Annotated in this window: 17 protein-coding genes; 2 read left to right on the top strand and 15 right to left on the bottom strand. The window is 54.1% G+C overall.

The window, feature by feature from the left end; translation table 11 throughout:
- Positions 1-207: 207 nt before the first annotated feature.
- The 9 genes from AC6I8N_RS03555 to ribF form a co-directional block, all read right to left on the bottom strand.
- Entirely contained in the window at positions 208-1,350 is a 1,143-nt protein-coding gene (locus AC6I8N_RS03555) for a porin (protein ID WP_021184773.1), read from the bottom strand.
- 236 nt (positions 1,351-1,586) lie between these two features.
- Positions 1,587-4,811, bottom strand: coding sequence for a carbamoyl-phosphate synthase large subunit (gene carB, locus AC6I8N_RS03550; protein WP_021184774.1), 3,225 nt, complete (start codon positions 4,809-4,811; stop codon positions 1,587-1,589).
- Positions 4,812-4,824: 13 nt separating this feature from the next.
- Positions 4,825-5,973, bottom strand: a complete 1,149-nt coding sequence (carA, locus tag AC6I8N_RS03545; RefSeq protein WP_036626638.1) for a glutamine-hydrolyzing carbamoyl-phosphate synthase small subunit — start codon at positions 5,971-5,973, stop codon at positions 4,825-4,827.
- Positions 5,974-6,443: 470 nt separating this feature from the next.
- The gene (dapB, locus tag AC6I8N_RS03540; protein WP_497830058.1) at positions 6,444-7,259 is read right to left on the bottom strand and encodes a 4-hydroxy-tetrahydrodipicolinate reductase; all 816 of its coding nucleotides are present in this window, start codon (positions 7,257-7,259) and stop codon (positions 6,444-6,446) included.
- 246 nt (positions 7,260-7,505) lie between these two features.
- Complete coding sequence (gene ispH, locus AC6I8N_RS03535) at positions 7,506-8,459, bottom strand: 4-hydroxy-3-methylbut-2-enyl diphosphate reductase (RefSeq protein ID WP_013507818.1); 954 nt, start codon at positions 8,457-8,459, stop codon at positions 7,506-7,508.
- Entirely contained in the window at positions 8,440-8,910 is a 471-nt protein-coding gene (fkpB, locus tag AC6I8N_RS03530) for an FKBP-type peptidyl-prolyl cis-trans isomerase (RefSeq protein WP_021184777.1), read from the bottom strand. Before fkpB ends, ispH begins: the two co-directional genes overlap by 20 nt.
- A 9-nt stretch (positions 8,911-8,919) precedes the next feature.
- On the bottom strand, positions 8,920-9,420 hold the full coding sequence (lspA, locus tag AC6I8N_RS03525; RefSeq protein WP_036626641.1) for a signal peptidase II: 501 nt from the start codon (positions 9,418-9,420) through the stop codon (positions 8,920-8,922).
- Positions 9,420-12,239, bottom strand: coding sequence for an isoleucine--tRNA ligase (gene ileS / locus AC6I8N_RS03520; protein WP_497830057.1), 2,820 nt, complete (start codon positions 12,237-12,239; stop codon positions 9,420-9,422). The genes lspA and ileS overlap by 1 nt, the downstream gene beginning before the upstream one ends.
- A gap of 27 nt (positions 12,240-12,266) precedes the next feature.
- On the bottom strand, positions 12,267-13,205 hold the full coding sequence (ribF, locus tag AC6I8N_RS03515) for a bifunctional riboflavin kinase/FAD synthetase (RefSeq protein WP_497830056.1): 939 nt from the start codon (positions 13,203-13,205) through the stop codon (positions 12,267-12,269).
- Between the two features lie 318 nt (positions 13,206-13,523).
- Here ribF and rpsT point away from each other — a divergent pair, with 318 nt between their 5' ends.
- Positions 13,524-13,787, top strand: coding sequence for a 30S ribosomal protein S20 (gene rpsT, locus AC6I8N_RS03510; RefSeq protein ID WP_013507813.1), 264 nt, complete (start codon positions 13,524-13,526; stop codon positions 13,785-13,787).
- 51 nt (positions 13,788-13,838) lie between these two features.
- On the opposite strand, the gene nhaR is transcribed toward rpsT, so the two are convergent.
- From nhaR to dnaK, 4 genes are all read right to left on the bottom strand, one after another.
- Positions 13,839-14,741, bottom strand: coding sequence for a transcriptional activator NhaR (gene nhaR, locus AC6I8N_RS03505; protein WP_497830055.1), 903 nt, complete (start codon positions 14,739-14,741; stop codon positions 13,839-13,841).
- 22 nt (positions 14,742-14,763) lie between these two features.
- Positions 14,764-15,936, bottom strand: coding sequence for a Na+/H+ antiporter NhaA (gene nhaA, locus AC6I8N_RS03500; protein ID WP_497830054.1), 1,173 nt, complete (start codon positions 15,934-15,936; stop codon positions 14,764-14,766).
- Between the two features lie 176 nt (positions 15,937-16,112).
- Entirely contained in the window at positions 16,113-17,255 is a 1,143-nt protein-coding gene (gene dnaJ, locus AC6I8N_RS03495) for a molecular chaperone DnaJ (RefSeq protein ID WP_013507810.1), read from the bottom strand.
- Positions 17,256-17,355: 100 nt separating this feature from the next.
- Positions 17,356-19,266, bottom strand: coding sequence for a molecular chaperone DnaK (dnaK, locus tag AC6I8N_RS03490; RefSeq protein ID WP_013507809.1), 1,911 nt, complete (start codon positions 19,264-19,266; stop codon positions 17,356-17,358).
- A 292-nt stretch (positions 19,267-19,558) separates the two neighbouring features.
- Between dnaK and satP the strand changes: the two genes are divergently transcribed.
- Positions 19,559-20,125 carry an acetate uptake transporter gene (gene satP / locus AC6I8N_RS03485; protein ID WP_497830053.1) on the top strand — a complete coding sequence of 189 codons (567 nt, stop codon included), beginning with the start codon at positions 19,559-19,561 and terminating at the stop codon, positions 20,123-20,125.
- A 36-nt stretch (positions 20,126-20,161) separates the two neighbouring features.
- Here satP and AC6I8N_RS03480 read toward each other — a convergent pair whose 3' ends face one another.
- Both AC6I8N_RS03480 and mog read right to left on the bottom strand, forming a co-directional pair.
- Positions 20,162-21,472: an MFS transporter gene (locus AC6I8N_RS03480; RefSeq protein ID WP_497830052.1), complete on the bottom strand. Its 1,311-nt coding sequence runs from the start codon at positions 21,470-21,472 to the stop codon at positions 20,162-20,164.
- Positions 21,473-21,584: 112 nt separating this feature from the next.
- Complete coding sequence (gene mog, locus AC6I8N_RS03475; protein WP_036626658.1) at positions 21,585-22,172, bottom strand: molybdopterin adenylyltransferase; 588 nt, start codon at positions 22,170-22,172, stop codon at positions 21,585-21,587.
- Positions 22,173-22,243: the final 71 nt, after the last annotated feature.

The raw sequence follows: 22,243 nt of genomic DNA, 5'->3' as shown, positions 1-22,243 counted from the left end.
ACGTAAAGCTCCTTTGCCACCGCATTTTTGTTATTGGACAGAGTTTTACACCGCCTTTCTCAGCAATATCCGAGAGAGGCGCCATATTTTCGCGTGGAAACGGCACAAGGCAGCGTGAAAAGGGGATGTAGCCTGTACAGCCGTGTAAAGAAATGCGCACTGACTGACACAAATGAAAACGGCTCCCGCAGGAGCCGTGGATAGTGATTAGAAATCGTAGCGCAGACGCACCAGGTTAACGTTACCCAGTGATTTGTCGGTGCTGGAGGTAATCACGTATTCGTAATCAACACGGAAACCGTAGTCGAGCTGGAAGCTCACACCCAGGCCGTTGTCGATACGTTTGTAGTTACGACCATTCAGGTATTCCAGACGGTCACCCATAAAGTACGGCTGGATGGATTTAACCGCATATTGACCAATCGGGAATTTGTAGCCAGCAAAGTATTCCAGGCCCCAGGCATCATCAGCAAAGTAGTTGTGTACCTGAGATGTTTTGGTAGACAGGAAATTCTGGTAGTAACCGCCACCGGCAGAGAGCGTCCAGTGACCCGGCGTCCAGCTCAGCGCTGTACCGTAGATATTCTGGTCATAGGTTTTGCTATCGCCAGTTGACGGCTGGTGGATATCAGCACGGGTGTAGTTCCACGCGGTACCCCACGCCAGATCTTTGGTGATGTGATAGTTCACACCCAGAGAGCCGCCGCCTTTACGTTTGTAACGCATCCCTTTACCTGGCAGATAGTCGTTATCTTCAAACAGGTAAGATGCATAGACATCAACGTCACCGAAGGTGTTTTTGTATTTCAGCTGCTTACGTGAACGGTAGGAACCATCGTAGTCGCCGTTGATACCGTTACCCGGTGCCTGGGCCAGCATGTCGTAGTCCCAGATATCGGTCTTCGCACCGACCACATCATAGTAAACGCTGTTTTGCTGACCGAAGTAGAGTTCACCGAGGGTCGCACTTTTGAAGCCGGTGTACAGTTGACGACGCGTGGTGTTGTTCGCGCCATCGGCATAGTGGTTATCCCAACCCCACCACGCCGGGAAGTTAACGCCCAGCTCGTAGTAACCTACCCAGCTTACGTCATCAAACAGGTAATAATTGGCGGTGAAGCGGAAACGTGAACCGCCGTCATAGCCATTACGCTTATAAGACTTGTCGTTCACGCCGTTCTGATGCATGAACTGCGGGCGGATACTACCGCCAACTTTAAAGTCGAGACGGCTCAGCGGATCGTTAGCCTGTGGGTCTGCTTTAAGAAGAGTAACTTCAGCCTGGCTGGCAAGGGGTGCCGCTGCGACCAGCGCAGCAATGGCGGTGAGAGTGAAAGCACGCATTTTCATTTTTTATAAATATCCCAGTTATGCTCGAAAAAATGAGCGATTAACATACTAAGGGGAGCAGCATCGCTTTATATTTATAAAATTGTGCTAATAATGATGTGAAAAATTAAATCCGCACTAAGCGCTAAAAACTAAGTCAAATCAATATGTTTCATATAAGTTAACTTATTAACCAGACAGATAAATAAAAAAAACGGCCCCCTGAGGAGCCGCTGTTTATTATTTAAGCAGAAGATTTAACCGGTAATTTGCTGATGCATTTCCTGCACAGAAATCACTTTTTCGGTTGGGTCCGCATTCAGTGCCATCGCCGTAGCAAAACCACCGTTCAGCGTGGTGTCGTAATGCACTTTATATTGCAGTGCACTGCGGCGAATCAGCTTGGAGTCCTCAATCGCCTGACGTCCTGCGGTGGTGTTGACGATGTAGGTGTATTCGCCGTTCTTCAGGCGGTCCTGAATGTGCGGGCGACCTTCATGCACTTTGTTCACCAGACGCGGATTGATACCGGCTTCACCCAACACCACGGCGGTGCCGTGGGTAGCATCCAGCTCAAAGCCAAACTTCTGCAACTTCGCCGCCAGGTCAACGATACGTTTCTTATCGCCTTCACGTACTGACAACAACGCACGACCTGATTTCTTCATGTTGCTCTGCGCACCCAACATCGCTTTCGCGAAGGCTTCCGCGAAGGTACGACCCACGCCCATCACCTCACCGGTAGAGCGCATTTCTGGTCCGAGAATCGGGTCAACACCCTGGAACTTGTTGAACGGCAGCACCACTTCTTTCACCGAGTAGTATGGCGGAATCACCTCTTTCGTGACGCCCTGCTCAGCCAGCGTTTTGCCTGCCATCACGCGCGCCGCCACTTTCGCCAATGGTACACCGGTCGCCTTGGAGACGAATGGCACGGTACGTGCCGCACGCGGGTTCACTTCAATCAGGTAGACTTCATTGTCTTTCACCGCGAACTGCACGTTCATCAGACCACGGACATTCAGTTCGAATGCCAGTTTTTCTACCTGCTGACGCATCACATCCTGAATCTCTGCGTTCAGGGTGTAGGCTGGCAGAGAACACGCCGAGTCGCCGGAGTGAACACCCGCCTGCTCGATATGTTCCATGATGCCGCCAATCAGCACGCGCTCGCCGTCGCAAATCGCATCCACGTCCACTTCAACCGCGTCATCCAGGAAACGGTCCAGTAGCACAGGCGCATCGTTGGAAACGGATACCGCCGTCTGGAAGTAGCGCTTCAGGTCGATTTCGTCGTAAACGATTTCCATCGCACGACCACCCAATACGTAAGACGGGCGCACCACCAGCGGATACCCGATACCTACCGCTTTCTCCACCGCCTGCTCCAGCGTGGTCACGGTGGCGTTAGCCGGTTGTTTCAGGTTCAGACGTTCAACCGCCTGCTGGAAACGCTCACGGTCTTCGGCACGGTCAATCGCATCCGGGCTGGTACCGATAACCGGTACACCGGCGGCTTCCAACGCGCGCGCCAGTTTCAGCGGAGTCTGGCCGCCGTACTGCACGATGACGCCTTTTGGCTGTTCAATACGTACGATTTCCAGCACGTCTTCCAGCGTAACTGGCTCGAAGTAAAGACGGTCGGAGGTGTCGTAGTCGGTAGAGACGGTTTCCGGGTTACAGTTAACCATGATGGTCTCGAAACCATCTTCGCGCAGCGCCAATGCGGCGTGAACGCAGCAGTAGTCAAACTCGATACCCTGTCCGATACGGTTTGGACCGCCACCCAGTACCATGATCTTATCGCGGTCCTGGTTTGGATTAGCTTCGCACTCTTCTTCATAGGTTGAGTACATATACGCGGTGTCGGTCGCGAACTCTGCCGCACAGGTATCAACGCGTTTGTAGACCGGATGCAGGTTGAACTGCTGACGCAGTTTGCGGATTTCACCTTCAGCCACGCCAGCCAGCGTTGCCAGACGCGCATCCGCAAAACCTTTACGCTTCAGGTTACGCAGGAAGGCAAAGTCCAGCGCCTTCACGCCTTCACGCGCCACTTGTTCTTCCAGGCGCACCAGTTCTTCAATCTGTACCAGGAACCAGCGGTCGATGTTGGTCAGATTGAACACGCCATCAACTGACATGCCAGCACGGAAAGCATCGGCGATGTACCAGATACGGTCAGAGCCAGCATCTTTCAGTTCGCGGCGAATGCGAGTCAGCGCTTCGGCGTCGTCCAGATTCACTTTCGGGTCAAAACCATTGGCACCCACTTCCAGGCCGCGCAGCGCTTTCTGCATCGATTCCTGGAAAGTACGGCCAATCGCCATCACTTCGCCGACAGATTTCATCTGCGTGGTCAGGCGATCGTTAGCACCGGCGAATTTCTCGAAGTTGAAACGTGGAATCTTGGTCACAACGTAGTCGATAGACGGCTCGAACGATGCCGGGGTACGACCACCCGTGATATCGTTCATCAGTTCGTCGAGGGTGAAGCCCACCGCCAGTTTCGCCGCCACTTTAGCAATCGGGAAACCGGTGGCTTTAGAGGCCAACGCTGAAGAACGTGATACACGCGGGTTCATCTCGATAACGATCAGACGACCATCTTTCGGGTTCACCGAGAACTGCACGTTGGAACCGCCCGTCTCAACCCCGATTTCACGCAGTACCGCCAGTGAGGCGTTACGCATGATTTGATACTCTTTATCGGTCAGGGTTTGCGCCGGGGCCACGGTGATGGAGTCACCGGTGTGGATACCCATCGCATCGAAGTTTTCGATCGAGCAGACGATGATGCAGTTGTCGTTTTTATCACGCACCACTTCCATCTCGTACTCTTTCCAGCCAATCAGCGACTCGTCAATCAGCAGCTCATTGGTCGGCGACAGGTCCAGACCGCGTTCACAAATCTCTTCAAACTCTTCGCGGTTATAGGCGATGCCGCCACCGGTGCCGCCCATGGTAAAGGAAGGACGGATGATGCACGGGAAGCCAACATCTTCAGCCACCGCCAGCGCCTCTTCCATGGTATGCGCGATACCGGAACGTGCGGTGTCCAGACCGATGCTTTTCATCGCCACGTCAAAACGGCGACGGTCTTCAGCTTTATCGATCGCGTCGGCAGTCGCACCAATCATGGTCACGCCGAACTCTTCCAGCACGCCCTGACGCTCCAGCTCCAGTGCGCAGTTCAGCGCCGTCTGGCCGCCCATCGTAGGCAGCACGGCATCCGGGCGCTCTTTTTCAATGATTTTACGCACCACTTCCCAGTGGATTGGCTCGATGTAGGTTGCATCAGCCATCTCCGGGTCAGTCATGATGGTGGCCGGGTTCGAGTTCACCAGAATGACGCGGTAGCCCTCTTCACGCAGCGCTTTACACGCCTGCGCACCCGAGTAGTCAAATTCACATGCCTGGCCGATAACGATCGGACCTGCGCCAAGGATCAGGATGGATTTTATGTCTGTACGTTTTGGCATCGTTAGCTCCTGATTACTTCGCGTTAGAACGGTAGGCTTCAATCAGTTCGATAAAGTGATCGAACAGCGGCGCCGCATCGTGCGGGCCTGGGCTGGCTTCCGGATGTCCCTGGAAGCTGAAAGCCGGTTTATCGGTACGGTGAATGCCCTGCACGGTCTGGTCGAACAGCGACACATGGGTCACGCGTAAATTTGCCGGTAAGTTGCTGTCATCAACGGCGAAACCGTGGTTCTGTGCGGTGATCATCACGGTGTTGTTGTCGAGATCTTTTACCGGATGGTTGCCGCCATGATGGCCCAGCTTCATTTTGATGGTTTTCGCACCGCTTGCCAGCGCCAGCAGCTGATGACCCAGGCAGATACCGAATACCGGGATATCGGTATTAAGGAAAGACTGAATCGCGCTGATGGCGTAATCGCACGGCTCCGGGTCGCCAGGGCCGTTGGAGAGGAAAATACCATCCGGGTTCAGCTTCAGAACGTCTTCAGCAGACGTCTGCGCCGGCACTACCGTCAGGCGACAGCCACGGTCTACCAGCATGCGCAGGATGTTGCGCTTGGCACCAAAATCGTAGGCAACCACATGGAATGGCAGCTCTGCCGCTGACTTCTGCTCCGGCAGATCGTCTTTCAGCGTCCAGCTACCTTGCTGCCACGGATAAGTTTCCGCCGTCGTCACTTCTTTTGCCAGGTCCATACCTTTCAGGCCCGGGAAGGCTTGTGCCTTCTGCAACGCCAGAGCGGCGTCTGGATTATCACCGGCGATGATGCAGCCGTTCTGTGCCCCTTTTTCACGCAGCAGACGCGTCAGCTTGCGGGTATCGATATCGGCAATGGCGACGATGTTGTTGCGCTGCAAATAGGCTGACAAGCTCTCTTCACTACGGAAGTTGCTGGTAATCAGCGGCAGGTCGCGGATAACAAGGCCCTGAGCATGAATTTGGCTGGACTCTGCGTCGGCGGCATTAGCGCCAACATTGCCGATATGGGGATAAGTGAGGGTGACGATCTGGCGGGAATAGGAGGGATCAGTGAGGATTTCTTGATAACCGGTCATTGACGTATTGAAAACGACCTCCCCCACTGCCGATCCCGTTGCCCCGATGGCCCGACCGTGGAATTGGGTTCCGTCTTCCAGAACCAAGAGCGCTGACTTAATCAAAACATCCTCCAGGGAATAAACAGTCACAATATTTGCATATTAATTCAAAATACTGTCCTGAATCAATGCAAAAACCGCCTGACCGGTCGATTTTTGGCAAATTGCGCGCATTCTAATGATCGACCCGCACCTTGTCTACCCTGATACGTTATTTTTTTGTTTTTTTCGGGCAACTGAATGTTAAAAGCAACAGAAACCGACAAAAGAGCGAGACAACCTGGAAAAATAAACGGTTGCGAGGCGGAAATAATCTGAAAGTCGTGCTACCGGGATGATAATTTTGACCAAATGGTCAAAAATGACGTTTTTAAGGATAAAAAACGATCGCAAACAACGAAAAACAAGAGACTTAGCACTAAAAAATAACGAAGACCATTTTTTACAGACAAAATAAAGGGCAATAATATTATTGCCCTATTCAATCAATGTCTTACCGATTGAAATAACCACATCACGATGGTTCACAACACTCACAACATCGATAAATCCAGCACGTCACGCATGTCATAAAGGCCAGATTTCTTGTCTTTAAGCCAATAAGCGGCTTTTACGGCTCCCTTTGCAAAGGTCATGCGGCTGGAAGCCTTGTGAGTAATTTCAACGCGCTCCCCGATATCTGCAAACATCGCGGTATGTTCACCGACGATATCACCGGCGCGAACGGTAGCGAAACCGATGGTTTGCGCTTTACGCTCACCGGTATGGCCTTCACGCGCGTAGACGGCGTGCTCGTCCAGTTTCCAGTCCATTGCTTCAGCAATGGCTTCACCCATCGCCAGCGCTGTGCCTGATGGTGCATCAACTTTATGACGGTGATGCGCTTCTACGATTTCAATATCGGCATAATCGCCCATCACTTTTGCGGCTTGTTTCAGCAGTTCCAGCACCAGATTCACACCAACGCTGAAGTTGGCCGCAAACACGATGCCAATCTCTTCTGCCGCGGCACGAATCGCCGCTTTACCTGCCTCATCAAAACCGGTGGTACCAATCACCATCGCTTTTTGGTGCTGGCGGCAAAAAGCCAGGTATTCCAGCGTACCTTCCGGGCGAGTGAAGTCGATCAACACGTCGAAGTCGTTGACCACCTGCTGCAAATCCGCAGTGATGATCACCCCGGTCTTGCCAATACCAGCCAACTCACCGGCGTCACTGCCGATCAATGACGAACCGGCACGCGCCAGCGCAGCACCTGGCACGACGCCTTCCGCCTGCTGCGCGGCCTGAATCAAATTGCGTCCCATGCGACCCGGCGCACCAACAATAGCAATGCGGATTTCACTCATATTTATTCATTCCTGATACAAATCTATGCATGCAAAGCGCAAACAGGTTAACGGTCAGATAACAGTCACGCCACAATAAAAAAGGGATAATAAGAATTTTATGCCAGCCGCGTCAGATTATCAGTAAAAGCAATCTCACCAGGTGGAAATCGGCTTGCGCGGGTTGGTGTAGCGGCGCGATTTATCGCGCGTCTTTTTGCCTGGTCGAAAAAAGCGCGATAAATCGCCGCCGCTACGGGGAAGGGGTTACTGCACGTTGCGCACTTCTACACGCAATTCTTTCGGTACTTCAAACACGATGTTTTCTTCGCGGCCAATCAGCTCAATCGCTGCTTCACCACCCAGATCGCGCAGGCGCTGAATTACCTGCTGCACCAGAACATCCGGCGCGGAAGCTCCTGCGGTCACACCTATGGTGGTCACGCCCTTTACCCACTCTTCCTGAATATCATCGGCAGAATCGATCAGCTTCGCCAGCTTACCGGCGCGCTGTGCCAGTTCCGCCAGACGATTGGAGTTGGAGGAGTTTTTCGAACCGACCACCAGCACCACTTCAGCATCACGCGCCAGCACACGCACCGCTTCCTGGCGGTTGGTGGTGGCATAGCAGATATCATCTTTGCGTGGCCCGATGATCGCCGGGAAGCGCTGACGCAGCGCGTCAATCACGTCCGACGTATCATCAACGGACAACGTCGTCTGGGTCATAAAGCACAGGTTGCTTTCATCTTTGACCTGCAATTTGAACACGTCTTCCGGCGATTCCACCAGATACATGCCGCCGTTGGGGTTGCTGTATTGCCCCATCGTGCCTTCCACTTCCGGATGGCCTGCATGTCCGATCAGAATGGCTTCGACGCCTTTACGGCTGGCGCGCGCCACTTCCATATGCACTTTGGTCACCAACGGACAGGTGGCATCAAACAGCATGGTCAGATTACGCGCCTTCGCCTCAGCACGTACCGCCTGGGATACCCCATGCGCGGAGAAGATCAGGATAGCGTCATCCGGCACTTCGCTGATCTCTTCGATAAAGATGGCACCGCGTTCGCGCAGGCTGCTTACCACATAGCGGTTATGTACCACTTCATGACGTACATAGATTGGCGCGCCGTACATCTCCAGCGCGCGCTCAACGATGCTAATGGCGCGATCCACGCCCGCACAGAAACCACGCGGGTTAGCTAACAGGATTTGCATCGCTTGCCTCCAGGACCGGATCAATCTCCAGCACTTCAATCTCAAATTGAATGCGCTGACCCGCCAGCGGGTGATTGAAGTCTACGGTGATGGAATCACCGGAGACTTCACGGATCACCCCCGGCATTTCGCTGCCGCCCATGCCGCTGAACAGCATGATGGCACCGACTTCCGGCTCGCCTGCATCGATAAAATCACGACGCGAAAAGTATTGGATCAGGTCCGGACTGATGCCACCAAAGGCATCTTCCGGTGCCAGGGTAAAGCTGTGCTTGTCGCCCACTTTACGTCCCAGCAACTCCTGCTCCAGCGCCGCCGACAGGCTGCCATCACCGAGACGAAACAGCGCGGGTTTGCCATTGGCGCGCGTCGATTCCGCTGTCGAACCATCTTCCAGCTTCAGCGTAAAATGCACCAGCAACGCGCTATCGCGCTGTACAGAGTCTGTCATCATTTACCCTTAATCTTTAACCTGTTTGCCTTTTGGGCTTAAGAAGCCCTCCAGCACCACCAACGCGGCACCGATACAGATGCCGCAGTCAGCGATATTAAAGGTCGCGAAATGCCAGTCACCGATATAGAAGTCGATAAAATCGACCACAAAACCGTGATATGCGCGATCAAACAGGTTACCTAATGCCCCGCCGATAATCAGCGCATAGGCAATGTTGGTTAATTTGTTACGAGCCGGGTTGCGATACATCATCACCAGCAACGACACCACAATCGCGATGGCGATACCGGCAAAGAACCAGCGCTGCCAACCGCCTTTATCCGCCAGGAAACTGAACGCCGCGCCATAGTTGTGCGCGTAGAACAGATTCAGGAACGGCATCAGCGGTCGCGTTTCATGCAGCATCATGTTGTTCATGACCCACTGCTTACTGGCGAAATCGACCACAATCACCACCAGCACCAGCCACAGCCAGCGCAATCCGGTTGAGAAAATCGCTTTACTCATCAGGCAAACTTACGCTCTTCGCCGTTACCGGCTACGTTGGTATAACAACGTCCGCAGACCGCCGCATGTTCCGGGTTCTGACCGACGTCGGTAGTGTAATGCCAGCAGCGCGGACATTTCTCGCCTTCTGCTTTATGCAGCGCGATTTTCAGACCTTTCAGCAATTCGCTCTGCTGCGCTTCATCACTCGCGGTGGCGTAATCTGCCACGGTCGCGCCGGAAGTCAGCAGGACAAAGCGCAGTTCGTTACCCAGCGCCTGCAATTTCGCCGCCAGCTCTGCATCTGCGTATAACGTCACCGTTGCTTCCAGCGCACCACCGATACGTTTGTCGCTACGTGCCTGCTCAATCACCTTGTTGACTTCGCCGCGCACTTTCAGCAGCTCAGCCCAGTAGGCATCGTTGAGGGTTTCATCATCAGCCAGACCAAACAGACCGTCGTACCACTCTTCGGTGAAGACGTATTGCGCACGATCGCCCGGCAGGTAGCCCCAAATTTCATCAGCGGTGAAAGACATGATCGGTGCCATCCAGCGCACCAGCGCTTCCACGATATGCCACAGTGCCGTCTGGCAGCTGCGACGCGCCAGGCTGTCGCCTTTAGCGGTGTACTGACGGTCTTTGATGATGTCGAGATAGAACGACCCCATCTCAATTGAGCAGAACTGCATCAGACGCTGGATCACTTCATGGAAATCGTAATTGGCGTATGACGCGACGATATCTTTCTGCGCGTCCAGCGCACGGCCAACGGCCCAACGATCCAACACCACCATCTCTTCCGGGCTGACTTTATCGGTCGCCGGATTAAAGCCGTTTAGGTTCGCCAGCAGGAAGCGCGCAGTGTTACGGATACGACGATAGGCATCTGCGGAACGCTTCAGAATTTCATCGGACACCGCCATTTCGCCGGAGTAGTCGGTTGATGCCACCCACAGACGCAGAATGTCAGCACCCAGCTTATCCATCACGTCCTGCGGTGCCACGGTGTTGCCGATAGATTTCGACATCTTGCGGCCCTGACCATCCACGGTGAAACCGTGCGTCAGTACCTGGCGGTACGGTGCTTTGCCCTTCATCGCCGTGGAGATCATCAGTGAAGACATAAACCAGCCGCGATGCTGATCCGAGCCTTCCAGATACATATCCGGGCTATGGCCTTCAAATTCCGGGCGCGCATCAACGACGGAATAGCTGGTTGATCCTGAATCGAACCAGACATCCAGCGTATCCGGCACTTTGGTATAGTTGTCGGCGTCATCGCCCATCAGATCGCGCGGGTCCAGATCCCACCACGCCTGAATTCCGTCCTGCTCGACACGCTGCGCCACTTTTTCCATCAGCTCCAGCGTATCCGGGTGCAGCTGCTCGGTTTCGTTGTGCACGAACAGCGCCATCGGCACACCCCAGGTGCGCTGACGGGAGATACACCAGTCCGGGCGGTTGGCGACCATCGCTTCGATACGCGCCTGGCCCCAGTCCGGGATCCACTGCACGCCTTTGATCTCTTTCAGCGACTGCGCACGCAGACCTTTCTGATCCATGCTGATAAACCACTGTGGGGTGGCACGGAAGATGATCGGCGTTTTATGGCGCCAGCAGTGCGGGTAGCTGTGCAGCAGTTTTTCCACATGCAGCAGCGCGCCTTTCTCTTTCAGCAGCTCAACAATCATATCGTTGGCTTTAAACACGTTAACGCCATCCAGCGTCGGATAGGTACCTGGCAGGTAGGTGCCATCCGGGCCAACCGGGTTAGCCGTTTCGATACCGTATTTCTGACCGATAACGTAGTCGTCCGGACCGTGGCCAGGCGCGGTATGCACTGCACCAGTACCAGCTTCAAGGGTGACGTGCTCACCCAGCACCACTTTCGACTGGATCTGCTCCAGGAACGGATGCTGGAACAGTTGCAGCTCAAGCGCCGCGCCTTTGCATTCGCCCAGCACACGCCAGTCGCTGATGCCCGCGCGTTTCATCACGCTTTCCACCAGATCTTTGGCGAGGATCAGGCTGCGGCCTTCGATCTGCAACAGTTGGTAGTCGAATTCCGGGTGCAGCGAGATGGCACGGTTAGCGGGCATGGTCCACGGGGTAGTGGTCCAGATCACCAGAGAAACCGGGCCTTCAGAAGCAGATACACCAAATTTGGCGCGCACCGCATCGGCATCTAACGCGTTAAACATCACATCGATGGAGGGGGAGGTTTTGTCGTAATATTCGACTTCCGCTTCCGCCAGTGCTGAGCGGCAGTCCAGACACCAGTGCACCGGCTTCGCGCCCTTGTGCAGGTGGCCGTTGCCGATGATTTTACCCAGCGCACGGATGATGTTGGCTTCGGTCTGGAAGTTCATGGTCAGGTAGGGACGATCCCAGTCGCCCAACACGCCAAGACGGATAAAGTCTTTTTTCTGCCCTTCCACCTGCTCCGCCGCGTACTTGCGGCAAGCTTCGCGGAATTCAGCCGCGCTGACTTTCTCGCCCGGCTTACCAATCATCTGCTCAACTTTGTGTTCAATCGGCAGACCGTGGCAGTCCCAGCCCGGAACGTAAGGCGAATCAAAGCCCGCCATGCCTTTCGACTTAACGATAATGTCTTTCAGAATCTTGTTAACGGAGTGACCAATATGAATGCTGCCGTTCGCGTAGGGAGGGCCATCGTGCAGAATAAAGGTTTTTTTCCCTTTTTTGGCTTCGCGGATGATGCCGTACAGGTTGTCATCATACCAACGTTGCAGCATTCCCGGTTCGCGTTTGGCCAGATCGCCACGCATCGGGAACCCCGTTTCCGGCAAATTCAGGGTAGATTTATAGTCACTCATCAGATTCTCGGTTCCGTATTTCGGTCATTAAACCGGTGTTTTTAGCCCAAAAAATTGTCGGGCCGTCACCACATCTTTCGCTATTTGTTCTTTCAACGCGTCCAGCGAGGCGAAACGCTGTTCGTCGCGAATCTTCTGTTTCAGTACCACATCAATGTGGCGTCCATAGAGATTTATATGTGTGTCAAGCAGGTGAACTTCAAGCTGCTGACGCAGACCTTTTACCGTCGGACGCGTACCAATGTTGGCAACGCCGGGGATCGGGTGTTCACCCAGGCCCAGTACTTCAACCGCAAATACGCCTTTCACCGGCGTTACTGTGCGGCGTAAAGGGAGATTGGCGGTGGGAAAACCAATGGTACGGCCCAGGGCATCACCATGCACCACGCGGCCTGAAATGCTGAAGGGATGGCCTAACAACGCCTGCGCCTGGACAAAATCATCCTGCGCCAACGCCTGACGCACCGCAGTACTGCTGATGCGTTTGCCGCCATCACAAAATGTCTGGGTGCTGATGACATCAAAGCCATATTCCACACCGGCTTTCTGTAATAACAGGAAATCCCCCTGGCGACCAGCACCAAAGCGGAAATCATCACCAACAGCGAGAAATTTAACGTTCAGTTTCTCCACCAGCAGTTCAGAGATGAAAACCTGTGCTGAATGGGCAGCAAAACGACGATCGAAACGAACACATAACACCGCATCGACGCCGGCCTGCTTAAGATACCTCAGCTTTTCACGCAGACGCATCAGACGAGCCGGGGCTTTATCGCCCGCAAACAGCTCCAGCGGCTGCGGTTCGAACAGCATCACGATCACCGGCAGCTGACGCTTACGTCCCTCTTCGACCAGCTCCGCCATCAATGCCTGATGGCCACGATGAAAACCGTCAAAATTACCAATGGTCAGGACGCAGCCGCGATGCTGCTGAGTGAGATTGTAAATACCGCGGATAAACTTCATGGCTGACTCAAACCGGTGGAAATCGGCGGATTATACCCTCGAATAGCGTTCAGGTTAACCCGTCTGCGTGCCTTTCCTGCTTCTGTTGCCGCTTATTCCGCGTGCAGGCAGTAGCTTAGCGGCGATCTGAAGAATTTTGTTGTGAAATACTGTATTCAGCGCGGTGTTGCTGGTAGAATCTTGCGCCATCAATTACGTAACCGGGTGTCGTTTGTAAAACGGCGCTTATTTGCACAAATCCATTGACAAAAGAAGGCACAAAAGGCATAGTCCTCGGCCTTTGATTTGTCCATATAGAACACATTTGGGAGTTGGACCTTGGCTAATATCAAATCAGCTAAGAAACGCGCCGTAACATCAGAGAAACGTCGCAAGCATAACGCGAGCAACCGTTCTATGATGCGTACTTTCATCAAGAAAGTATACGCGGCTATCGCAACAGGCGACAAAGCTGCTGCGCAGAACGCATTCAACGAAATGCAACCGATCGTGGACCGTCAGGCTGCTAAAGGTCTGATCCACAAAAACAAAGCTGCACGTCATAAAGCAAACCTGACTGCACAGATCAACAAACTGGCTTAATCGCCTGTCTGTTAATCGCTTTGTGAAAGAACCGGCGTTAAGCCGGTTTTTTTATGCCTGCGATTTGCCGCTAAACAACGCGCTGAAGTCGCGATGGCAGATGCGTTGTACCGCCGGATGCTGGATCATGCGCTCGGCAAAAATCACATGATACTCCTCCATCACCGCATCCAGACGACCAATTTCCTGAATAGCCTCATCGCGGTAGACCGCTTCACCATACAACGTGGGGGCCACGAAAATCGCGTTGTGCTGCGCACCAAACGCTTTCATCAGCGCCGCATCATCAAATTCACCCAGAATTTCGACCTGTAATCCCTGGCTGTGAATCCAGTTGAGTAGCTTACGTCCCAACATCGAGCGACGACCCGGGATCAGCAAACGCCGATGTTCAAGGCAGGCGGGAAAAGTCTGTTCCGGCCACGGGGCATAACACCAGAAGCTCACCGGGCATTCCCCTAGCTTGACCGAAAACAACCCCTCCTGCTGCGTTGAATCAATCGGGCAGTCCGAGACAATCATATCCAGCTTATGCTGGCTTAATTGCTCCAGCAGCATCTCATGTGTCGATTCAAAGCAGCGCAGATGAATCTTCTCATCCGCGACCACTGCCGCCTCCAGCACCTGACTCACCAGTTGCTTGGAGAGCGCATCCGCAATACCCACATCAAACAGCAGGTTTGACTCTTTGCGATAGTTGACGATATCGAGCATCTCCTGGCTGAGCATAAACATTCGGTCGGCATAGCGGAACACCAGTTGCCCCAGCTCAGTCGGCACCAGACCGCGGCCCTGCCGACGGAACAATTTGCCTTGCAGACGCTCCTCCAGCGCCTTGATCTGCCCGGTGATGGTTTGTGGTGTGAGGAACAGTGCCTCTGCCGCTCCGACAATCGATCCCTCACGGCACACATGCCAGAAGTAATACAGATGGTTGTAGTTGATATGTGACATCTGGCTACCGCCTTGTATTAGGTTACGCCGCCTGACGCGGCAGACGCCGCCACAGCAGCAAGTAACCGACCACCGCCGAGATTATCGAACCCAGTAAAATGCCCAACTTCGCCAGCGTAATCAGCTCAGGCGCGGCTTCAGCGTAGGCCAGCGAGGCGATAAAGATCGACATGGTAAAGCCAATGCCACACAACACGCCGACAGCCGCGATATCATGTAGCGAGGTATTATCCGGCAATTTTGCCAACCCGGTTTTAACGCTGAGCCAGCAGAATAAGGTAATGCCGAGCGGTTTACCGACAAACAGGCCGAGCATGATGCCAAGCGGCAGCAACGAGAACAGGCTGCCTGGTGTCACCCCGGCCAGCGATACCCCTGCGTTAGCAAAGGCAAACAACGGCAGAATCAGCCAGCGTACCCACGGATGCAGCGCGTGTTCCAGGTGGATTGCCGGGGAGTGACCATTTTTCTTCTCCAGTGGGATCAGGAAGCCCACCACCACGCCCGCCAGCGTGGCATGCACACCGGATTTCAATACCGCCGTCCACAACACCAGCCCAACCAGCAGATAGAGGCCGGTATTACGTACATTCAGCAAATTCATGATGCCGAGCACCGCAATCGCGCCAGCCGCTACCCCCAGCGATACCATCGACAGATCGCTGGTGTAGAACAGCGCAATAATCACGATAGCGCCCAGATCATCAATGATCGCCAGCGCCATGAGGAAGATCTTCAACGCTGGCGGCACACGGCTACCCAGCAGCGCCAGAATACCCAGGGCAAAAGCGATATCGGTCGCTGTCGGGATCGCCCAACCGCTGCGCGTGGCCGCATCCCCGGCGTTAAACAACAGGAACAGCAGTCCCGGTACCAGCATGCCGCCAACGGCAGCAATCAACGGGAAAATCGCCTGGTCGCGGCGTGCCAGCGCCCCCATGACCATTTCGCGCTTCACTTCCAGACCGACCATCAGGAAGAACACCGCCATCAGCGCATCGTTGATCCACAGCAACAGGTTTTTACTGATATCCAGTGAGCCAAAACGAAACTCCACCGGGATTCCAAGCAGGTCAAGATAGCCCTGCTGGGTGCTGGCGCTGTTGGCCAGCAACATGGCAATGGCTGCGGCGATGATGAGCACCACCCCGCTGGTGGCGTCACTATTCAGGAGTTTTTTCAATCGGATATTCACGTCCAGGTTCCTTGTCGCAGAGCGAATAATGAAAAGGCGGTTAGCTTAGCGATAATATTAGATCGAAAAAAACAGATTATTTATTAGGTCGGATTCGAAAAAACCGAATAATCGTGGCGATCAGGAAATAAAAAAGCCAGCGACGCAGCGCTGGCTTTCAGGTAAGTCGCGCGGACTTAGCGGGTTAAATCATCAAAAAACTTCTTCACGCCATCGAAGAAACTCTTCGAACGCGGGCTGTTTTTCTCACCGGTCGGGCCGCCAAAACTCTCTTCCAGTTCACGCAACAGCGCTTTCTGTTTGTCGTTCAGGCTAACCGGGGTTTCCACCACCACGCGGCACAGCAGATCGCCCACGGCACCACCACGCACTGATTTCACGCCTTTACCACGCATGCGGAACAGCTTGCCGGTTTGCGTTTCTGACGGTACTTTCAGCTTCACACGACCATCCAGAGTCGGCACTTCAATCTCGCCACCCAGTGCAGCCATCGCAAAGTTGATCGGTACTTCACAGTACAGGTTGTTATCTTCACGCTCGAAGATCGGGTGTTTTTTCACTGACACCTGAACGTACAGATCGCCCGCCGGTGCGCCATGCTCGCCCGCTTCCCCTTCGCCGCTCAGACGGATACGATCGCCGGTATCAACACCTGCCGGGATTTTCACTGACAAGGTTTTCGAGCGTTCAACACGACCGTGGCCATGACAGGCGTTGCACGGATCTTTGATCACCGAGCCACGGCCATGACAGGTCGGACACGCCTGCTGTACGGTAAAGAAGCCCTGACGCATCTGCACCTGGCCTGCACCATGACAGGTTGGACAGGTTTGCGGTTGAGTCCCGGCTTTCGCCCCGCTGCCGTGGCAAACATCACACTCTTCCAGGGTTGGAATGCGGATCTCTTTGGTCACGCCGCGTACCGCTTCTTCCAGCGTCAGGTCCATGTTGTAGCGTAAATCGGCGCCACGGGCAGCGCGCTGACGGCGACCACCACCAAAGATATCGCCGAATACGTCGCCAAAGATATCGCTGAAGTCAGCACCGCCACCGAAGCCGCCGCCGCCAAATCCACCGCCACCCATGCCGCCCTGTTCGAAGGCCGCATGACCGTACTGATCGTAGGCCGCACGCTTCTGCGCGTCGGTCAGAATTTCGTAGGCTTCCTTAACCTCTTTGAATTTCGCTTCGGCTTCTTTATCGCCCGGGTTACGGTCCGGGTGATATTTCATCGCCAGGCGCTTATACGCCTTTTTGATTTCGCGCTCATCTGCCGATTTAGAGACGCCTAAGATCTCGTAAAAATCACTCTTCGCCATCTTCTGCCCTTAACATGATCGCACGGGCGTGGAGAGATCTCCTACGCCCGTGCTGGTTTCAACGGCTGTCAGGCCAGCCGTCGCGCCCGGTCAGGGGCAATTATTTTTTATCTTTAACTTCTTCGAATTCAGCGTCGACAACGTCGTCATCTTTCTTCGCGGAAGCGTCGCCAGCGTCTGCTGCGCCAGCCTGAGCCTGCTGCTGTGCCATTTCCATCAGCTTGCTGGAAACCTGCATCAGAGCCTGCATCTTCGCTTCGATGTCAGCTTTGTCTTCGCCTTTCAGCGCAGTGTTCAGATCGTTCAGCGCAGATTCAATCGGGGCTTTGTCATCGGCAGACAGTTTGTCACCCGCTTCATCCAGCTGTTTACGGGTGCTGTGCGCAATCTGGTCGCCCTGGTTACGCGTCTGCACCAGCTCTTCAAATTTACGGTCGGCTTCGGCGTTCGCTTCAGCGTCACGTACCATTTTCGCGATTTCTTCTTCGTTCAGACCAGAAGACGCTTTGATGGTGATCTTCTGCTCTTTACCGCTGTTTTTGTCTTTCGCTGATACGTGCAGGATACCGTCCGCATCGATGTCGAAAGTCACTTCAATCTGCGGCATACCGCGCGGTGCAGGCTGGATACCGTCGAGGTTAAACTGGCCCAGTGATTTGTTATCGCTGGCACGTTTACGCTCACCCTGCAACACATGAATGGTCACGGCAGACTGGTTATCTTCAGCAGTTGAGAACACCTGGCTGTGTTTGGTCGGGATGGTGGTGTTCTTGCTGATCAGCGAAGTCATCACGCTACCCATAGTTTCGATACCCAGTGACAGCGGGGTTACGTCGAGCAGCAGGACGTCTTTCACGTCACCACCCAGCACGCCACCCTGTACCGCAGCACCTACGGCAACGGCTTCATCCGGGTTCACGTCTTTACGTGGCTCTTTGCCAAAGAATTCTGTCACTTTAGCCTGAACCAGCGGCATGCGGGTCTGACCACCGACGAGGATCACGTCGTTGATGTCAGAAACCGACAGGCCAGCATCTTGCAGAGCGACTTTCAGCGGCTCGATAGAACGCGCAACCAGATCTTCGACCAGCGATTCCAGCTTCGCACGGGTCACTTTGATGTTCAGGTGCTTAGGACCGGTCGCATCCGCAGTGATGTACGGCAGGTTAACGTCAGTCTGCTGAGCAGAAGACAGCTCGATTTTCGCTTTCTCTGCCGCTTCTTTCAGACGCTGCATCGCCAGCGGATCGTTGTGCAGATCGATGCCCTGATCTTTCTTGAACTCCGCAACGAGGTAGTTGATCAGACGGCTGTCGAAGTCTTCACCACCCAGGTGGGTATCACCATTGGTTGCCAGAACTTCAAAGGTTTTCTCGCCATCAACTTCATCGATTTCGATGATAGAGATATCGAAGGTACCGCCGCCCAGGTCGTATACCGCGATGGTGCGGTTGCCCTGACCTTTGTCGAGGCCGTAAGCCAGCGCCGCCGCAGTCGGTTCGTTAATAATACGTTTCACTTCCAGACCCGCGATACGGCCGGCATCTTTGGTTGCCTGACGCTGTGCATCGTTGAAGTACGCCGGTACGGTGATAACCGCTTCAGTCACTGGCTCACCGAGGAAATCTTCCGCGGTTTTCTTCATTTTTTTCAGCACTTCAGCAGAGATCTGCGGCGGAGCCATTTTCTGGCCTTTCACTTCCAGCCAGGCATCACCGTTGTCAGCTGCGGCGATTTTGTACGGCATGATTTTGATATCACGCTGCACTTCTTCGTCCTGGAAACGACGGCCGATCAGGCGCTTAATCGCGAACAGGGTGTTCTGCGGGTTAGTCACCGCCTGACGTTTAGCCGGTTGACCGACCAGAGTTTCGCCATCCTGTGTATAAGCAATAATTGAAGGCGTGGTACGATCACCTTCGGCATTTTCCAGCACGCGTGCTTTGGTGCCGTCCATAATCGCAACACAAGAGTTGGTTGTACCCAAGTCAATACCAATAATCTTACCCATCTAAACGTCTCCCACTTAAATTCTTTGCCAAATTGGGTTGTGAAGCAGAGATGCGGGCATGTTTCGCCGCTTTCAACTGCCTGAGCAGGCTTTTTTTCCTGCACCACAACTCTCGATGACAACTAGATGGGGCCGCTTCGAAGCGCATCAAGGGTTAAAACTAAAAAAATTTTAATTATCTCTCCCCACTCAGATCAAAGATGCCGGGTAGCTGGCTGATTATTATGCTGCGCCCCGTCTGACTAACGGGATAAGACAACATTCAGATATTAATAATTACCTTTGAGGAACTATGCGTAACATCACTCTGGCGAACCCTGCGCCACTGGGCTTAATGGGCTTTGGTATGACCACCATTCTGCTCAATCTGCACAACACCGGACTCTTCGCGATGGATACCATCATCCTGGCGATGGGCATTTTTTATGGCGGCCTCGCGCAAATTTTTGCCGGCCTGCTGGAATTTAAGAAAGGTAACACCTTCGGCCTGACGGCATTTGCCTCTTACGGCAGCTTCTGGCTGACGCTGGTCGCGATTCTGCTGCTACCGAAAATGGGGCTGTCGGAAGCCGCTGACAGTCATTTCCTCGGGGCTTACCTTGGCCTATGGGGCGTGTTCACGCTGTTTTTATTCTTTGGCACCCTCACCGGCCCGACTATGCTGCAATTTGTGTTTGCCAGCCTGACGGTGCTGTTTGCCTTGTTGGCGATTGGGCATCTGCTGGATAACGCGCTGCTGGTGCGCATCGCCGGTTGGATTGGTCTGATCTGTGGTGGTAGCGCCATCTATCTGGCGATGGGTGAAGTGCTGAATGAACAATGGGGCCGCACCGTGCTGCCGATTGGTCAACCACGCTGAATCGCAACGCGGAGCCTGGAGGCTCCGCGTAATCATTTATGAAGAATGAATGGATGTCTCAAACTGCACGCTTTCCTGCCGGTTATCACGTAACAGCCACACCCCTACTGCAAATCCAATTACCGCCAACGCCAACACGTACCATGCCGGTGCCATCGGTGTCAGACGCATAATCAAGGTCACGCTAATCGGCGTCAGGCCGCCAAAAATGGCGTAGGCGACGTTATAGGAGAAGGAGATACCGGTGAAGCGCACCGCTGCCGGGAAGGAGCGAACCATCACAAACGGTACAACCCCCACCACGCCAACGCTCAACCCCGCCAGACCATACCAGACAAACAACATCTCCGGCGCACTTCCTAATTGATGGAAGAAGTTCCAGCTACCGATCGCCAACAGCAACGAACCGATCATCAAGGTGCGCGCCGCTCCGATACGGTCCACCAGCCAACCCGCAATCACGCAGCCAAACAGCAACATCACCGTAGCCAGGCTATTGGCCTGTAAGCTCAGCGCCGCCGGAATCGCGTGTTGTTTTTGCATCAGCGTCGGAGCCATCAGAATCACCACTACGATGCAGGCGGAGAGCAACCAGGTCAGCAGCATGGAAATCACGATGCCGCGTTTGTGTTGGGCCAGAATAGTTTGCAATGGCAGCTTATCCGCCAGCGCCTTGCGCTGCTGCATTTGCTGAAACACTGGCGTTTCATGCAGCCAGCGGCGCAAATACATCGCCAGCAAACCAAACACGCCACCGAGAAAGAACGGGATGCGCCAGCCATGCGCGGCAATTGCCGTCGGAGAGAGCGAAGTATTGATGATGGTTGCCACCAGCGAGCCGAGCAAAATCCCGGCGGTTAAACCGGCGGTTAAGGTGCCACAGGCAAAACCCACGCGTTTTTCTGGCACATGCTCCGCGACAAACACCCATGCGCCCGGCACTTCGCCACCAATCGCGGCCCCCTGTAACACGCGCAACAGCAGCATCAACAGCGGAGCAGCGATACCAATGCTGTCGTAAGTCGGCAACGCCCCCATTGCCAACGTCGGCAGAGCCATCAGCAGGATACTCAGACTAAACATCTTCTTACGGCCAACTTTGTCACCAAAGTGCGCCATGATGATGCCACCAAGCGGGCGCGCCAGATAACCTGCGGCAAAGATGGCAAAGGTCTGCACCTGACGCAGCCATTCCGGCATATCTGCCGGGAAGAAGAGTTGGCCGATCACCGCAGCGAAGAACACAAAGATGATGAAGTCGTAAAATTCCAGCGCCCCACCAAGGGCGGCCAGCGACAGGGTTTTATAATCCTGTCGGTTGAGGCGACGAGTTGCGAGCGAATCCATAACGTAGCGGTATCCAGAGGCAAAAAAATATAGTTGTAAAGTTACGCTTACTATACCGTCAATTTTTTGCCACACCAGTACGTCTGAATTTTATGCCTGAAAACGGCGATATTCAGACGTTTGTCTCACGCCTCGCGCTTTTTGGCCGAAATGCTGCTACCACTACCGGGTCAGTCTCGACATAAGGCCCGTCAAGCAGCTGTAAACAATACGGTACGGCCGCGAAGATACCCGGCACTTTCACCACGCCGTCATCTCCTTTCAGTCCTTCCAGCGTTTCTTTGATCGATTTCGGCTGCCCCGGCAAATTGAGGATCAGCGACTGTTTACGGATCACCCCCACCTGGCGTGACAGGATCGCCGTCGGGACAAATTGCAGGCTGATCTGGCGCATCTGCTCGCCAAAACCCGGCATCTCACGATCGGCAACCGCAAGGGTCGCATCAGGTGTCACATCACGGCGCGCGGGTCCCGTACCGCCCGTGGTCAGTACCAGATGGCAGAACAATTCATCCACCAGCTCGCAAATCGCCTGTTCGATCATCGGTTGTTCATCCGGCACCAGCCGGGTTTCGATCTCAAAGGGCGTCGTTAATGCGCTGCCAAGCCAGCTTTCCAGCGCCGGAATGCCCTGATCCTGATAAATGCCGTTCGCCGCGCGATCGGAAACAGAAATTAATCCAATACGTAATGTATCCATAGAGTTATCGCTGTGGTGCATGAGGGGGATAAAAAGAAGAATAATATAGGGAGATGCTAATACCCTAAATA

The organism is Pantoea sp. X-Soil-TKNS-1279, assembly GCF_059730565.1.
The sequence above is the reverse complement of the archived record's forward strand: the minus strand, read 5'-3'. Positions and strand labels throughout refer to the sequence as shown.

Bases quoted from the DNA above. Each gene is read 5' to 3' on its own strand.
- satP (WP_497830053.1), top strand. From the start codon at position 19,559: ATGCGTAACATCACTCTGGCGAACCCTGCGCCACTGGGCTTAATGGGC.
- dnaJ (WP_013507810.1), bottom strand. From the start codon at position 17,255: ATGGCGAAGAGTGATTTTTACGAGATCTTAGGCGTCTCTAAATCGGCA.
- lspA (WP_036626641.1), bottom strand. From the start codon at position 9,420: ATGAGTAAAGCGATTTTCTCAACCGGATTGCGCTGGCTGTGGCTGGTG.
- dapB (WP_497830058.1), bottom strand. From the start codon at position 7,259: ATGAGTGAAATCCGCATTGCTATTGTTGGTGCGCCGGGTCGCATGGGA.
- mog (WP_036626658.1), bottom strand. From the start codon at position 22,172: ATGGATACATTACGTATTGGATTAATTTCTGTTTCCGATCGCGCGGCG.
- carB (WP_021184774.1), bottom strand. From the start codon at position 4,811: ATGCCAAAACGTACAGACATAAAATCCATCCTGATCCTTGGCGCAGGT.
- dnaK (WP_013507809.1), bottom strand. From the start codon at position 19,266: ATGGGTAAGATTATTGGTATTGACTTGGGTACAACCAACTCTTGTGTT.
- AC6I8N_RS03480 (WP_497830052.1), bottom strand. From the start codon at position 21,472: ATGGATTCGCTCGCAACTCGTCGCCTCAACCGACAGGATTATAAAACC.
- fkpB (WP_021184777.1), bottom strand. From the start codon at position 8,910: ATGACAGACTCTGTACAGCGCGATAGCGCGTTGCTGGTGCATTTTACG.
- ribF (WP_497830056.1), bottom strand. From the start codon at position 13,205: ATGAAGTTTATCCGCGGTATTTACAATCTCACTCAGCAGCATCGCGGC.
- nhaR (WP_497830055.1), bottom strand. From the start codon at position 14,741: ATGTCACATATCAACTACAACCATCTGTATTACTTCTGGCATGTGTGC.
- ileS (WP_497830057.1), bottom strand. From the start codon at position 12,239: ATGAGTGACTATAAATCTACCCTGAATTTGCCGGAAACGGGGTTCCCG.
- ispH (WP_013507818.1), bottom strand. From the start codon at position 8,459: ATGCAAATCCTGTTAGCTAACCCGCGTGGTTTCTGTGCGGGCGTGGAT.
- AC6I8N_RS03555 (WP_021184773.1), bottom strand. From the start codon at position 1,350: ATGAAAATGCGTGCTTTCACTCTCACCGCCATTGCTGCGCTGGTCGCA.